Source organism: Daejeonella sp. H1SJ63 (genome assembly GCF_029360775.1).
Classification (GTDB): domain Bacteria; phylum Bacteroidota; class Bacteroidia; order Sphingobacteriales; family Sphingobacteriaceae; genus Daejeonella.
Window position 1 is genome coordinate 1 of the sequence record NZ_JARKMZ010000037.1, and the last position, 15,854, is coordinate 15,854.

Consider the following 15,854-nt stretch of genomic DNA (forward strand, 5'->3'; position numbering starts at 1 on the left):
GTTTGTAGAAAGTTACCAACTCTTATTTACATGCCCCTGTGTGTGCTAAAATCTCATGTTCGCTTCATATTAATAAATTTAAACTATTTTTTATTTAAACTTTAATCATACTACGGGTGTACCAACACTTGAAAATAAAGCTAAAAACCTCGATTTATTGTTTATATAATTCAGGGCTTCTTAGCATTAGTCCTGATACTGCTTATACGCTCTTATCATCTGCGTTTACAAGGCGAACGATGGGGCAACAGTACATAATACGGTTCGAATGGATTTCTTGTACATCATTCCCGAATATACTGCCCGGTATAAACTGGAGATACATTACAAATTCTCACACATCCGCGTTGCAAACGCGGACGAGAGTATAGAGAAGCCAAATGGTAAATAACCAATCCTGTTGACCATCATAGAAAAAAACTATATAGCTATAAACATTATCAATATGATTTAGTTGTGCATTAGCGTATTTTTGAATTTGATATTTCAATCACAGAAAATTATAAATCAGATAATATAAATTAATCTAGAATGGAAAATAACACATCACAAGGCAAGTGTCCTTTCGGCCATGGTGCTTCAAAACAAAGTGCTGGCGGCGGCACCAGAAACCGCGACTGGTGGCCAAATCAGCTAAAACTGAACATCCTCCGTCAGAATTCTTCTCTGTCTAATCCGATGGATGAGGAGTTCAACTATGCTGAGGAGTTCAAGAGTCTTGATCTGGATGCTGTAAAAAAAGACATTTTCGATCTGATGACCACTTCTCAGGACTGGTGGCCAGCAGATTATGGTCATTACGGACCATTTTTCATTCGTATGGCATGGCATAGTGCCGGAACTTATCGTATTCAGGACGGACGTGGTGGAGCGGGCTCAGGAACTCAACGTTTTGCTCCGCTGAACAGTTGGCCTGACAATGCTAACCTCGACAAAGCACGTTTACTGCTTTGGCCTATCAAACAAAAATATGGCAGAAAAATTTCATGGGCAGATTTAATGATTCTGGCCGGAAACTGTGCACTGGAATCAATGGGCTTTAAAACCTTTGGTTTTGGTGGCGGACGTGAAGATGTTTGGGAACCCGAAGAGGATATCTACTGGGGCTCTGAAAAAGAATGGTTAGGCGACAAGCGCTATACCGGTGATCGTGAACTGGAGAACCCTTTGGCTGCTGTTCAAATGGGTCTGATCTACGTAAATCCTGAAGGTCCGAACGGTAATCCTGATCCGATTGCCGCTGCCCGCGACATTCGTGAAACATTTGCCCGCATGGCGATGAATGACGAAGAAACTGTTGCTCTGATTGCCGGTGGACATACTTTCGGGAAAACACATGGTGCTGCCGATCCTGGCAAATATGTTGGTCGCGAACCTGCTGCTGCCGGTATTGAAGAACAAAATTTAGGCTGGAAAAACACTTATGGTTCAGGAAATGCAGGCGACACAATAACCAGTGGTTTGGAAGGTGCATGGACTACAACTCCAACCAAATGGAGTAATAACTTCTTCTGGAACCTGTTTGGTTATGACTGGGAATTAACCAAAAGTCCGGCAGGCGCACACCAGTGGAAGCCGAAACATGGCATGGGTGCTGATTCTGTACCAGATGCACATGATCCTTCAAAACGCCATGCTCCTACCATGCTGACCACCGATCTTGCCTTACGTTTTGATCCGGTATACGAAAAAATCTCAAGACGCTTCCATGAAGATCCTGATGCTTTTGCTGATGCTTTTGCACGTGCATGGTTCAAACTTACTCACCGTGATATGGGTCCAATTTCGCGTTACCTTGGTAAAGAAGTACCGGCAGAAGAACTGATTTGGCAGGACCCTGTCCCTGCTGTTACTCATAAATTGATTGATGAAAATGATATAGCTGCCTTAAAAGCTAAGATCCTTGATTCAGGACTTTCTGTTTCTCAGCTTGTATCCACTGCTTGGGCATCAGCTTCTACCTTCCGTGGATCAGACAAACGCGGTGGTGCCAATGGTGCACGTGTTCGTCTTGCACCTCAGAAATACTGGGAAGTAAACAATCCTTCGCAACTGTCAAAAGTACTGGATACACTTGAAAACGTTCAAAAAGAGTTTAACAGTGCTCAATCAGATGGCAAAAGTGTTTCAATAGCAGACCTGATTGTTTTGGGTGGATGTGCCGCTGTTGAGAAAGCAGCCAAAAACGCAGGTCATCATATCAGTGTTCCTTTCACTCCGGGACGTACCGATGCTTCACAGGAGCAAACCGATGTGGAATCATTTGCAGTGCTTGAACCACTCGCAGATGGCTTCCGTAACTATATTAAATCAACTATCAGTACTCCGGCAGAAGAAATGCTGATCGATAAAGCACAACTGTTAACTCTAAGCACCCCGGAGATGACTGCACTTGTAGGTGGTATGCGTGTACTGAATACAAACTTTGATCAATCTCAGCATGGAGTGTTCACAAAAAATACAGAAACACTCAGCAACGATTTCTTCGTGAACTTACTGGATCTTGGTACAACATGGAAAGCCACTTCAGAATCACAACAGGTATTTGAAGGCCGCGACCGTGCAAGTGGTGAAGTAAAATGGACCGGTACACGGGTTGATTTGATCTTCGGTTCCAACTCTGAACTTCGTGCTATTGCTGAAGTTTATGGATGTGAAGACGCTAAAGGAAAGTTTGTAAATGACTTTGTTGCAGCATGGAATAAGGTGATGAACCTTGACAGATTCGACTTAGCTTAATCCCATTGCTATGGTTTATATAAAAAGGTGGTCCGGAAACAGGCCACCTTTTTATATTTACACATTTCTCTGAAAATTTAATTTGTCAGACCCTGAAAAAAGACTTCACCTGATATAATTTTGCGCTCTAAAAAAGCTAAACTGAACAATTTATTTTCTTTGCCATTCTGCCCTTATTTTCAAAAAATTAACCTATAATCGTATCAGAATAGAACATTTGCCTGAAAATGAAAAGAAAGGATTTTTTAAAACTCAGTTCTGCAGCAGCAGGACTTTCATTATTACCTGAAGCACTTACTGCCAGGGAAGCTGCACCTGCCGCCAGGCGCTCCCTCCGATTTGCATATCTTACTGATATACACGTAAAACCTGGAGAAGTACCGGAAAAGGGAATGGCTAAAGCTTTGCAGCATGTTCAAAAATTAAGGCCTAAAGTCGATTTCATTATTAACGGAGGTGATTCTATTATGGATGCGCTGGCAGCCACTGCAGAATCAACTCAAACTCAATGGGATCTTTTCAACAAGATCCTGAAGCAGGAAAACAATCTTCCGGTCTATCCCTGCATAGGGAATCATGATGTGTACGGATGGTTTCAAAAAAATCCGGATACTTCAAACCCCCTGTATGGTAAAGCCTGGGCAGTAAAAGCACTTCAAATGTCTGAACGCTATTATCACTTCAATAAAGGGAAATGGGATTTCATTGTTCTGGACAGCACCCAGCTTAATCCTGCAGGAGGCTATATCGGCAAAATTGATGATGAACAGTTAGTCTGGCTAAAGAACAAACTGGCAGAAATTCCATCCGATCATTATATCAGTATCATCTCTCATATTCCGATCTTATCGATCTGCTCCGGTCTCTTCTTCAACAAGAATGAACCGAACGGCGATCTGAAAATTCAGCGAAACCTGATGCATACCGACTTCTTAGAACTTAAAAAGCTATTCCGTCAATACCCTAATCTTAAATCATGTCTGAGCGGGCATATTCACCTGCAAGATGAATTACGCTATCTGGATATCAGTTATTATTGCAATGGTGCAGTAAGCGGAGCCTGGTGGAAGGGTGCATATCAGGAATTTCAGCCGGCCTATGCAGTGTTTGAATATTTCAATGATGGTACATGCACCAGAGAAATGGTTCCTTATTGATCATTTATGCCTGCTTAATATGATAAAAGATCTGATTCAGCAGTACGGACTTTTGCCGCATCCTGAAGGTGGCTTTTACAAGGAAACCTACCGTTCATCAGAAAGTATTCCTTTGCAGGGCTTGCCGGCACGCTTTTCGGGAGAAAGAGCTTTTTCTACAGCAATTTATTTTCTGCTGGTCAAAAAATCATTCTCTGCCTTCCATCGTATCCAAAGTGATGAATGCTGGCATTTTTATGATGGCGACAGCCTGCAGGTCCATGTGCTTCATTCAAATGGCAGTTATGAACTAATCCGTCTGGGAAGAAACAGTAAGCAGGGCGAGGTTTATCAGGCTGTAGTTCCATCCGGTTCATGGTTTGCTTCAGAAACAAGCGGTGAATATTCATTCGTCGGCTGTACTGTGGCTCCGGGTTTTGATTTTCAGGATTTTGAACTGGCTGAAGCAGCAGCACTGACAGACATTTATCCGGAATTTACAGAACTGATCCAAAGACTCTGCCGCTGAAAGTTAATTAGGCTGTATAAGCTTGAGCGATCTTAATGAATCTGTAATCTGATTGTATAATTCATCAGTCCATGGAATCTGTTTACCTGTTTTTTATAGGCAGACATCCCGGCCCCTCTTTTCTTCAGTTCGGCACTCATTAGTTCAGCCATTTCCTTCAGCTTATCGGGCTGCATTGAAGCAAGATCATTTTTCTCGCCGGTATCGGAATTGAGATCATATAGCTCCTGTTTAGCTGCTATATGAAAATATAAAAGTTTCCCTTTCCTGATAGCATATCCCCAGGGATCCCCTTAAGATCGACGGAAGTCTGGTTATTCGGATAATACCATAGTAAACCTATTTATTTGCAGCTGCCTTTTCAAAAAACTGATCACTGAAATTAACCAGAAACAGTTCAGCATTTGATCGGGTAACACCGGTATACAGCCAGCGTAAAAACTCTGTATTCAGCATCTCATCTGTAAGATATCCCTGATCAATAAATACTGCAGGCCATTGCCCGCCCTGGGCCTTATGACAGGTAACTGCAAAGGCAAACTTAATCTGCAGTGCATTATAATAAGGATCTTTTTTGATCTCCTCCATCCTGAAGCGCTTATTTTCAATATGCTGGTAATCTTCCATAACAGCTTCAAAGAAACGTTTATTATCTGCTGCCGAAAGACTCGGGCTTTCTGAATACAAAGTATCAAGCATTACTTTACAGGTGAGAGGTTCCTGATCGGGATAATCAAGCAGTTCGATCACAAGCTCAGCAAAACGAAATCCGTATTGCTCTTCCACCCTCCGCACCTTTCTGACCCTCGCTATATCCCCATTGGCAATAAAATCACCACTGTTATCTTCGGGCTTTAACCAGAAATAATTATTGCGAACTACCATGATATGATCACCACCGGTAATTTCTTCCTCACGGTAAAGAATACGATTTCTGATATTCTGATTATAAGCATTGGCATTTTTATTGGATCGGCAGATTACAATAGTATTCTCCATTCCATATTTATCATAAGCATAACTCAGACCCTCCACCAGCCTTTCGCCAGTCATCCTGAAAATATCACGGTATCCTTTTATAATAAACTTCGGAAAAGTCTGCTTACCCTTTCTGATCAATTCACGCAACTGTGTGGCATTGTACAGAATGCCCGACTGCTTCTCCTGCCTCACTACATCAGTCAGTTCATAGCTTAATACCTGAAGCCTGAAATCAGCAGCAAGCAAATTCTTATCCAAAGCGGGACTCAAATCCGATCCTACAGGAGGCAGCTGTGCCGTATCCCCTACAAACATCAGTTTACAATCCTTGCCATTATATACATATCTGATCAGGTCTTCAAGAAGGCTTTGACGGCTGTAATCATGAACCTGATCTGAGATCATTGAGGCTTCATCTACAATAAAGATGGTATTTTCCATCAGGTTCTCGCCAAGAACAAAATTCATCTCCGGACTTGCAGCAAGCTTTTTTCTGTAGATCTTCTTATGAATGGTAAAAGCTTTTTTGCCTGAATAATTACTGATTACTTTAGCCGCACGGCCTGTAGGTGCCAGCAATACAGACTTCAGCTTAATACCCGGCAGCACCTTCACCAATGCACTGATCAATGTAGTTTTACCGGTTCCGGCATACCCTCTAAGTAAAAAACACTGATTTTCATCATCAGAAAGCAAAAATTTCTCCAGCAAGGTAAACACCTCCCTCTGCTGTGCTGTAGGTGTTTTACCGAAATGCTGTTCAATCAGATTCTGAATATTCATCATCGCAAATTGCAAAATCTAAGCTGATTTCTCCTGAAATAGGGATGATGATTTTTAAACAAACAGAGGTCTAAATACCTTAAGCGAATAAAAAATTGAAAAGAAACTATACTTTTGTTATCGATGATTAAACTGTTCCACCTTTTTGATGATGATTTTCAGTCTCAGAATGCTGCTAAATGTGATCTTCTGATCCACATTGGTTTTGAAACATTTCAATATGCCGTTGTTGACATCGTAAGAGATGAACTAAAATCACTGGCTGAATACCAGATCCCCCCTTCTGCACATAATCCGCAGGATCTGATCAGTGCCATCGAAAAACTGCCTGAATACCCCCGTGAATTTAAATTCCCGTTCAATAAGATCAGTTTATCTTTCGACACTCTGAGTTATACTTTAATTCCTGAAAGTCTGTATAATGAAGAAAGTAAGGAGCAATATGCCGGTTATTTTCAAAGTGCTGTTCCCGGAGTAATTCTGAGCAATACAATCAAATCTGAAAAGATCAGAAATATCTTTTCGATCAATAAAGAATTGTATGCAGATATGAACAGAATTTTCAATAAGCCTCATATCTATTCACAGTCATGTACATTTATTGAGGGCATAAAAAAGACATATAAAGAACTGACAATTAATACCCTGTACATTGATATACATGAAAAACATGTTCAGCTTGCCCTGTTCAATAATTCAGGTCTTTCTTTCTATAATATATTTGATTGCCAGAATGCCGATGAGTTGAATTATTTTATTCTGAATACGATTGAAACCCTTCAGCTGCTTACTAAAGAAATCTCAGTTATACTCTCCGGAAGGATAAACTCAGATGATGAGTATTACAATAGAGTTAAGAAATATTTTAATAAAATCAGCTTTGCAGATAGCAGGCTTATCGTTAATCACTCTCCTAAATTTGACGGCATCTCATCGCATACCTATTTCTCACTAATCTGTCTGGATCAATGCGAATAATAGGTGGACGTTTAAAAGGCCTGCGTTTAAACCCTCCGGCCAAACTTCCTGTAAGGCCTACTACCGATCTGGCCAAGGAAGCCCTATTCAATATTCTTTACAACCAGTTTGATTTTGAAAGTATCAGGGTGCTCGATCTGTTCAGCGGTACAGGAAACATTTCTCTGGAATTTGCATCAAGAGGTGTAAATGAAATATGTTCTGTTGACAGGGACTTCGGATGTACCCATTATCTAAAATCGCTGGTTAAACAATATGATTTAAGTGCAATAAAGGTGATCAAGTCGGATGTATTTAAGTTTTTAGAAATGGAAATCGACAAATATGATCTGATCTTTGCCGACCCGCCTTATGATATGCCACAGATCAATCAGATAGCATCAAAAGTTATTGACCGGAATCTGCTGAGTCCAGGAGGATATCTGATCATTGAACATCCGAGCATGAAAAAACTGGATAATCATCCGCTTTTCATAGAACAAAGAAAATATGGTTCATCTTCGTTCAGCTTTTACGGTCAGAAGCCGCTTTAATCTGAATCCGCTTACTAAATTTATAATTATCGTTAACTTTACATTAATATCCCTGCTAAATCTGCCATTTGACACTTAATTAATACCGGCAATAGCAATAAAAAGACTAAACAATGAAAATTGCACTTTTTCCTGGCTCATTCGATCCTGTTACCAAAGCTCATGTTGATATCTTGAAACGCGCATTACCATTGTTTGACAAGGTTGTGATCGGAATAGGGTTAAACAGTACCAAGGCTCCTTATCTGAGTACGGAGAAAAGAAAAGCAATGCTCAGGGCAGTATTTGCAAATGAACCAAAAATTGAGGTACAGACTTATGAAGGACTAACAGTTGATTTCTGCAAAAAGATCAATGCAGGCTATATGATCAGGGGAATCAGAACAGTTTCAGATTTCGAGTACGAAAAAGCAATTGCACAGATGAACCATGCATTGGCACCTGAAATTGAAAGTATATTTATCGTTAGTAAGCCCGGTTATTCATCAATCAGCTCAACAATTGTCAGAGATATCCTCAGAAACAATGGTGATGTACAACAATTCATCCCGAAAGAAGCCTTTGATCTTTTGTAAAATTACCCGATGGGGCTGATCAGATCCCTGACCAGAGGATAGGTGTTCTGCTTCACCATCATCAGATCGCCCGGCCCAAGCCAGCGTACATCCGTAATACCTTCTTCAAGCTGAGGAATAAGCTCATTCTGGTTTTCTGTCTTCATTTTATACCAGGAAGTTTTTTTGAGTACCCTCTCATTATTGAACTCATAAATATGATAGGTATTGCAGATCTTTTTACCACTTTTTTGAATCCGGATACCACATTCTTCCTCAACCTCGCGAATTGCTGCAAGCCTGGTCTTTTCACCCTCTTCTATCTTTCCTTTCGGAAGGTCCCATTTTCCGTTTCTGAAGATAAATAAATACTTTTCTTCTTCATTTTTAACTAAACCACCGGCTGCCTTTATTAATTGCATGGAGCGTTTCATATTCCTGAACAGCGATTTAAACTCCCGACTCCGAATCACAAATATTTTCGGTCTGTTCATCTGTTTTGCATGCTCATAAAACTCAGAAAACCTAAAATCAGAACTCTTAACTTCCTGATAATCTTCAATATCTGATGGGATCGTATGTGTTAGTATTAAAACTATTTCGTTGATATAAATTTTATAAATTTGAGGCATGATTAATAAGAGTGAAGTTGAACAGAAAGTAGCTGAATTTTTGCTACAAATTAAAGCAATAAAATTACAACCTAATAATCCATTTACCTGGGCTTCAGGTTGGAAATCCCCAATTTATTGCGATAATAGGATTACCCTTTCACACCCTGCTATTCGTACTTATATTCGTCAGAAACTTAGCTCTCTGATCCAGGAGGAATTTGGATCTGTATCAGTGATAGCAGGCGTGGCTACTGCCGGTATTCCCCAGGGTGTTTTGGTTGCACAGGAATTAGGCCTGCCTTTTATCTATGTAAGATCCAAAGCCAAAGAACATGGAACAGGAAGTTTGATTGAAGGAGAATTCTCTCCAGGACAACGTGTTGTTGTTGTTGAAGACCTGATTTCTACAGGAAAAAGCAGTCTGCAGGCCGTACATGCCCTGAGAGATGCAGGTTGTGAAGTTGCCGGACTTGTTGCTATTTTCAATTATGGATTTGCTGCCGCTGATGAAAATTTCAAAAATGCCAAGTGCAGATTTTTAACTCTTTCAAATTATAATTCCCTTATCGATTATGCTGCGGAGCATAGTTTTGTTTCAGCCGATGATTTAAAGCTATTAAGAAAATGGCGCGAAGACCCGCAGGCATGGGGAAATAATATTGAAAGCTAATCATAAGCCCATGACAACTATTGAAAGCAGAGTTAATATCAATAAACCGGTAAGTGAAGTATTTGCTTTCCTTGCTGATCTGAATAATCACCAGCAATTGATGCCTGAGAATATTTATAACTGGTCATCAACAAAAGATGAAGCCCGCTTTACTATTCAGAACATGGCAAAACTTGCGCTGAAAGTATCCTCCATAACTCTGGATAAAGAAATTGTTGTAAAACCCTCTGAGCAGGCGCCATTTGAACTTGAATTAAAATGGACCTTAAATGATTTAGGCAAGGGACAAACTGAAGCGGTGTATACCATTTCTGCCGACCTCAACATGATGATGAAAATGATAGTTTCAGGTCCACTGCAAAAGCTGGTTGACCACGAAGCCGGTACACTTAAATCAGTCTTAGCCTGATTGATATTTTGCATTCTTCAACATGAGGCTGTTTCAAAAGTCATTTTTGATTTTAATGCAGACCTTAAATGAACTTAAAACGGCAATTTCCGATGTGAAAATTGCCGTTTTCTATTAGTTTTTAGAATCAAAAATAAATTGATCTGAATTTAATTCCGTTTTTAAATCTTAGTTTTTGCTTTTGAGAAAGCCTCTATCTTTTGTAATTTATTACGGGTACCCAATTAAAACACTGAAAAACAGACAATTTAGCAGTTCAATTCATTTTCAACCGACAATTTTTCAGTTCAGCGCAAAATAATCAGACAGATTTTCTGTAAGGGAGCTATAAAATACACCTGGCAACTGATTTGAGCATAAGCAAGCATAGACAATTACCATGAATCTAAACAACTTCACTATCAAAGCACAGGAAGCAGTTCAAAAAGCTTCTGAAATAGCAAGCGGTAATCAGCAACAAGCTATTGAAACTGCCCACATTCTAAAAGGCCTATTAAGTGTTGACGAGAATGTGATCAGTTACCTGTTAAAAAAACTGAATGTAAACCTAAACCGCATCTCTGAGGTTTTGGATGCTCAGATCAAAAGCTTCCCGAAAGTAAGTGGAAGTGATATCTATCTGGCTTCCGGAGCAAATAGTGCATTGCAGAAAGCAATTTCATACCTGAAAGAATTTAAAGATGAATTTGTTTCTGTAGAGCACATCCTGCTTGGATTATTAAGTACCGGAGACAAAGTGAGTTCGATCCTTAAAGATGCCGGAGTTAATGAGTCGGATCTTAAGAAAGCTATCCTGGAACTGAGAGGCAACAGCAGAGTTACCGACCAGAATGCAGAGGCAACTTATAATGCACTGAATAAATATGCCCGCAATCTGAATGAATATGCTGAATCAGGGAAACTGGATCCGGTAATCGGACGCGATGAAGAGATCAGGAGAGTGATCCAGATCCTTTCCCGAAGAACAAAAAACAATCCAATATTAATCGGAGAGCCCGGAGTTGGTAAAACTGCCATAGCAGAAGGTATTGCCTTCAGGGTAATTCAGGGAGATGTGCCTGAAAACCTGAAGTCTAAAACGGTTTATTCACTGGATATGGGTGCCCTGATTGCCGGTGCAAAATATAAAGGAGAATTTGAAGAACGTTTAAAAGCAGTAATCAAGGAGGTTACTCAAAGTGACGGGGAGATCATTCTTTTCATTGATGAGATTCACACACTTGTCGGTGCAGGTGGTGGCGAAGGTGCAATGGATGCGGCAAATATCCTGAAACCAGCCCTGGCTCGGGGAGAGTTAAGAGCAATCGGCGCCACTACCTTAAATGAGTATCAAAAATATTTCGAAAAAGATAAAGCTCTGGAACGTCGTTTTCAGAAAGTTATGGTCGACGAGCCAAGTACACAAGATGCCATTTCTATTCTAAGAGGTTTAAAAGAGAGATATGAGACTCATCATAAAGTAAGAATTAAAGATGAGGCGATCATTGCGGCAGTAGAATTGTCGCAGAGATATATTTCAGACCGCTTCCTTCCGGATAAAGCGATCGACCTGATGGACGAAGCTGCATCTAAACTTCGTCTCGAGATGGATTCAGTTCCGGAAGCAGTGGATGAACTGGATCGTAAGATCATGCAGCTTGAAATTGAACGCGAAGCCATAAAAAGAGAGAACGACGAGAAAAAAGTTAAAGAACTTTCTGAAGAAATCGCCAACCTTTCATCTGAACGAGACTCATTAAGAGCACGCTGGAAAGCTGAAAAAGACCTTGTTGAAGCGATTAACAATCAGGGAGAACAGATTGAAAACTTTAAGCTGGAAGCTGATCAGGCTGAACGTGCCGGAGATTATGGCAAGGTTGCTGAGTTGAGATACGGTAAGATCAAGGAAGCTCAGGACCGTGCTGAAGAGCTGAAAAAACAGCTTGCGGATACTCAGATCGACAACAGAATGCTGAAAGAAGAAGTTACATCTGAAGATATTGCTGGAGTGGTGTCTCGCTGGACCGGAGTACCTGTTACAAAAATGATCCAGAGTGAACGTGAGAAACTTCTTCATATGGAAGCTGAACTTCACAAACGTGTTGCCGGCCAGGAAGAAGCAATTGAAGCCATTTCGGATGCAATACGCCGCTCAAGAGCAGGTTTACAGGATAAACGTAAGCCTATCGGATCATTTATCTTTCTGGGAACTACCGGCGTTGGTAAAACCGAGCTTGCCAAAGCTTTGGCCGAGTACCTGTTCAATGATGAGCATGCTATGATACGCATTGATATGAGCGAATATCAGGAACGTCATGCAGTATCAAGATTAATCGGAGCGCCTCCGGGATATGTTGGATACGATGAAGGAGGGCAACTTACTGAAGCAGTTCGCAGAAAGCCATACTCTGTAATCCTGCTTGACGAAATCGAAAAGGCACACCCTGATGTATTCAATATACTTCTGCAGGTACTTGATGATGGAAGATTAACAGATAATAAAGGACGTTTGGTTGATTTTAAGAATACAATCATCATCATGACATCCAATATTGGTTCGCACCTGATCCAGGATAACTTCAAAGATTTATCCGAAATCAACCGTGAAGAAGTTATTGCCAAAACAAAAACAGAACTGTTTGACCTTTTAAAGCAAACCATCAGACCAGAATTCCTTAACAGAATTGATGAGCTGATTATGTTTACTCCTTTAAATCGTGAAGAACTGAGAGACATTGTAAGTCTTCAGTTTAAAGGGGTGCAGAATACCCTGGCTGATATGGGTGTGGAAATTGAAGCTTCTGAAGAAGCCCTTGACTGGCTTGCACAGTTAGGATATGATCCTCAGTTTGGTGCCCGCCCGTTAAAGCGTGTCATTCAAAAGAGAATACTGAATGAGCTTTCTAAAGAGATACTTTCAGGTAAGATTGATAAAGACAGCAAAATTAAGCTGGATGTATTTGACAATCATTTTGTATTCCTGAATGCAGACAATGCTTAACAGATAATTCTATTAAACAACTAAGCCCCGGGATAAATCCCGGGGCTTAGTTGTTTTAGGATGTAATATATGATCTAAAAATATTAAGCAAGTCTAACATTTACTGCACTTAATCCCTTCTTACCTTCTTCAACATCAAATTGCACTTTATCATTTTGTCTTATATCCTGTTTTAGTCCACTTACGTGAACGAAAATTTCTTTGCCATCCTCAAGGGTAATAAATCCGAATCCTTTGGACTCATTGAAAAATTTTACTGTACCGGTTTCCATTAAATTAATAGTTTAGTTTTTAAAAATTTTAAGTGTTACTGCAAATTAGTTAAATATTTGGAATAATTAAACTTCTTAAAAACTAAATTCCAGCACAGTATTAGAAAATAACAATTTATTACACTGAAATTAGTATCCACAGTATTTAAAGCCCGATAATGATCAGGTATTCCCTTCAAATTCCTTTAAGCATTTATTTACAATACTTACCAGTATCTTTTCATTTTCAAAAAGTTCGTCTAAAAGTTTGAACTGATTTTTAGTCCTGTCGAGGTTTTGCTCCGGATAACCAATAGGGTAATATACATCCCCATTAAGATAATCAGTTAAAAACCGGATTGCCTGCATATAGATCAGATATTTACCTGAAAAAAGAATCAGATCCTTTTCAACCGGACTTAACATGGATCCCATTTCCTGAAGATATCCTTTTACAATTGCTTCAAAATATTCAACCCTGACAGATATTTTACTGATATCCGGTTCATTCTCAGAATAAGCACAGAGATAAGTACGCATCATATCACCCAGATCAGAGATAAATTTTCCTGACATAAGGGTATCAAGATCGATCACGCAGACACCTTTCATACTATCCTTATCAAATAACATATTACTGATCTTGGTATCATGATGCATTGCCCTGTCCGGAAAGTCCCTGGAATCTTTAAATGAATTGAAATAATCCAAAATAAACTTATAGTGTAATGCTTTTTGAATCTCATTTGATGCAGTTTGTCTGAGATGTTCAGGCGCAATACTTAAGGCATCTGTAAACTGTTGATAACGCAAACCAAGATCATGAAAACCCGGAATAGTTTCTTTTAGTTGAGAAGCATCAAAAGCAGAAAGCAGTTTATTTAACCTTCCAAACTGAACGGCAGCTTCATAAGCCTGCACAGGATCGCTAAGGGTATCAAATGAAACAGAATTTTCAATAAAGTTCGTCAATCGCCAGTAATCACCGTCTACCAGCGCCATTTCTTTACCATCATTGGTTTTAATAGCACCAACAAACAAATAATCGGGATGATTCTTTGCAAGATAATCTCCAACAAGCTTCACATTTTGAGCAATAACATCAGGCTTTTTAAAAACATTGATATTAATACTCTGAAGTATGAACTTATGACCACTTTTTTGATCAGTAACTAAAAAAGTTGAATTGATATGTCCTGTACCGAAAGTCTTATAAATAACATCTTCAGTATTGAGTCCGTATTCAATCAGGACCTTCTCGATCTTTATATTATCCATTTTATATAATGCAATTACAAAGGCTAAATTAATGAGGATTATTTACTTTCTGCACCAATGATCTGTACTTGGTTAAAAAATAAACCGAAGAAAACACGGTAAGAAGCAATCCAACAACCGAAAGAATAATTACACTGTTTGAAAAGAAAGTAACCCAATTCAGCTGTACTTTAAAAATCTCCTTACTCAGCATTACTCCTACGCTTCCTACATAACCGAAAGAATCAGCGAGATAAATCAGGAAACCAACATTACCGGTATGCTTAAAAGATGCAATCAGCCTCTCAAAAAACACAGAATTAAAAGGTATATAAACCATATACAAACCCAGTCCGACCAGAGTCATCCACCAGACAGGAGTAATATTTTCTCCGGCAAACATAAAGGAAGACACTCCGGCAAGTATAAAACCAATCCCGATGAACAGGTGCGAAAGCATCAGAGCCTTAAAGCTGTCGCGGATCAGCACCATACTGCCGATCAGTACCAGAATAATGATGGTAATCGGGGTTTCTGTTTTTGCAAAAAGTTCGGGCTTGTCAAAAAAGCCCATTTCCTTCCACATTTCAGCACTGAAATTATCTCTCATATCCCTGAAGATGGTGGCAAAAACATAAATCAAAATACAGGCAACCAGTCCGGGAAGAAACATTTTAACGAATTTCTTCCTGTCTGCAGCTAGCATGGGTACCCTGTTCATCCGAAAGGAAATATCCTGTTCATCCGGAGGGGGAATTCTTTCGATCAAATAAACAAATAATAATAAGGGACCGGCAAATACCAATCCTGTAAAGAAAGGCACCCATAATTCAGTTATCTGAAAAGTCAGCATCAGCCAGGCACCTACAGTCTTTACAAAGCCTGAAGCGAAAATGAAACTTACAGCCAATGTAGCCCCAATAAAGTCTGTACTCCTCCGCCCCTCTACATAGGAAAAAACCACTCCCCAAAGCATTCCAAGAGGAAACCCGTTAATAAAAAGAAAAAGAATATTAAAGGGTGCAGGTACCAGGGCGAAGAGCAACCAGCTTAACCAGGATATTGATGTGAGATAAATAATGATCTGCCCGCGTCCATGACGTTTAAGTTCTGAGATGTATTTGATGCCATAAAATTTGGCAAGCATATAACCCAGCATCTGTGAGATGACCAGAATAGTCTTATAGCTGTATCCGGCAATAGTAATTCCATCGAAAGTAGCAACGGTAAAAGATTTTCTGAAACCAAAAACCATTGTATAAGTCAGAAAAACAGTAATAGCGGCGTATAATCCTACCTGAAATGCATTCCCACTAATTTGTTTTGGCTTCAGAATACTCATGGATGATGATTTTATGTTTCGGAAGGTAATAAAACCTTTGTCAATGAAAAAATCTCAATGCAAATTCAAAACTTTCAGTTGAATAAATACAATTTCGG

Annotated in this window: 15 protein-coding genes; 9 read left to right on the forward strand and 6 right to left on the reverse strand. The window is 39.6% G+C overall.

Features of this window, described 5'->3' with window-relative positions:
* The first annotated feature begins 531 nt into the window (after positions 1-531).
* The 3 genes from katG (at position 532) to P2W72_RS13290 (ending at position 4,404) form a co-directional block, all read left to right on the forward strand.
* Complete coding sequence (gene katG / locus P2W72_RS13280) at positions 532-2,739, forward strand: catalase/peroxidase HPI (RefSeq protein ID WP_276363388.1); 2,208 nt, start codon at positions 532-534, stop codon at positions 2,737-2,739.
* Positions 2,740-2,966: 227 nt separating this feature from the next.
* Positions 2,967-3,896, forward strand: coding sequence for a metallophosphoesterase (locus tag P2W72_RS13285; protein ID WP_276363391.1), 930 nt, complete (start codon positions 2,967-2,969; stop codon positions 3,894-3,896).
* A 19-nt stretch (positions 3,897-3,915) separates the two neighbouring features.
* Complete coding sequence (locus P2W72_RS13290; protein WP_276363393.1) at positions 3,916-4,404, forward strand: cupin domain-containing protein; 489 nt, start codon at positions 3,916-3,918, stop codon at positions 4,402-4,404.
* 32 nt (positions 4,405-4,436) lie between these two features.
* Here the strand turns inward: P2W72_RS13290 and P2W72_RS13295 are convergent, their stop codons facing one another.
* Positions 4,437-4,580, reverse strand: a complete 144-nt coding sequence (locus P2W72_RS13295) for a hypothetical protein (protein WP_276363396.1) — start codon at positions 4,578-4,580, stop codon at positions 4,437-4,439.
* Positions 4,581-4,743: 163 nt separating this feature from the next.
* Entirely contained in the window at positions 4,744-6,168 is a 1,425-nt protein-coding gene (locus tag P2W72_RS13300) for an AAA family ATPase (RefSeq protein ID WP_276363552.1), read from the reverse strand.
* Between the two features lie 123 nt (positions 6,169-6,291).
* On the opposite strand from P2W72_RS13300, the gene P2W72_RS13305 reads away from it, so the two are divergent.
* From P2W72_RS13305 to coaD, 3 genes are all read left to right on the forward strand, one after another.
* Positions 6,292-7,146, forward strand: coding sequence for a DUF3822 family protein (locus P2W72_RS13305; protein ID WP_276363398.1), 855 nt, complete (start codon positions 6,292-6,294; stop codon positions 7,144-7,146).
* Positions 7,137-7,679, forward strand: a complete 543-nt coding sequence (locus tag P2W72_RS13310) for an RsmD family RNA methyltransferase (protein ID WP_276363400.1) — start codon at positions 7,137-7,139, stop codon at positions 7,677-7,679. Before P2W72_RS13305 ends, P2W72_RS13310 begins: the two co-directional genes overlap by 10 nt.
* Before the next feature lie 113 nt (positions 7,680-7,792).
* Positions 7,793-8,254 carry a pantetheine-phosphate adenylyltransferase gene (coaD, locus tag P2W72_RS13315; protein ID WP_276363403.1) on the forward strand — a complete coding sequence of 154 codons (462 nt, stop codon included), beginning with the start codon at positions 7,793-7,795 and terminating at the stop codon, positions 8,252-8,254.
* A gap of 2 nt (positions 8,255-8,256) precedes the next feature.
* Here the strand turns inward: coaD and P2W72_RS13320 are convergent, their stop codons facing one another.
* Complete coding sequence (locus tag P2W72_RS13320) at positions 8,257-8,865, reverse strand: NUDIX domain-containing protein (RefSeq protein ID WP_276363405.1); 609 nt, start codon at positions 8,863-8,865, stop codon at positions 8,257-8,259.
* Between P2W72_RS13320 and pyrE the strand changes: the two genes are divergently transcribed.
* The 3 genes from pyrE to clpB all read left to right on the forward strand — a co-directional run bounded on the left by pyrE (position 8,864) and on the right by clpB (position 12,906).
* A complete protein-coding gene (gene pyrE, locus P2W72_RS13325; protein WP_276363407.1) occupies positions 8,864-9,517 on the forward strand; it encodes an orotate phosphoribosyltransferase in 654 nt (217 codons plus the stop codon). The genes P2W72_RS13320 and pyrE overlap by 2 nt on opposite strands.
* A 10-nt stretch (positions 9,518-9,527) precedes the next feature.
* Positions 9,528-9,926 (forward strand): SRPBCC family protein, encoded by a 399-nt coding sequence (locus tag P2W72_RS13330; protein ID WP_276363409.1) that lies wholly within the window; start codon positions 9,528-9,530, stop codon positions 9,924-9,926.
* A 379-nt stretch (positions 9,927-10,305) separates the two neighbouring features.
* A complete protein-coding gene (clpB, locus tag P2W72_RS13335) occupies positions 10,306-12,906 on the forward strand; it encodes an ATP-dependent chaperone ClpB (RefSeq protein ID WP_276363412.1) in 2,601 nt (866 codons plus the stop codon).
* Positions 12,907-12,989: 83 nt separating this feature from the next.
* Here clpB and P2W72_RS13340 read toward each other — a convergent pair whose 3' ends face one another.
* From P2W72_RS13340 to P2W72_RS13350, 3 genes are all read right to left on the reverse strand, one after another.
* Positions 12,990-13,178, reverse strand: coding sequence for a cold-shock protein (locus tag P2W72_RS13340; RefSeq protein WP_276363414.1), 189 nt, complete (start codon positions 13,176-13,178; stop codon positions 12,990-12,992).
* Positions 13,179-13,340: 162 nt separating this feature from the next.
* Complete coding sequence (locus P2W72_RS13345; protein ID WP_276363417.1) at positions 13,341-14,435, reverse strand: phosphotransferase; 1,095 nt, start codon at positions 14,433-14,435, stop codon at positions 13,341-13,343.
* Between the two features lie 28 nt (positions 14,436-14,463).
* Positions 14,464-15,756: a DUF5690 family protein gene (locus tag P2W72_RS13350; RefSeq protein WP_276363419.1), complete on the reverse strand. Its 1,293-nt coding sequence runs from the start codon at positions 15,754-15,756 to the stop codon at positions 14,464-14,466.
* Positions 15,757-15,854: the final 98 nt, after the last annotated feature.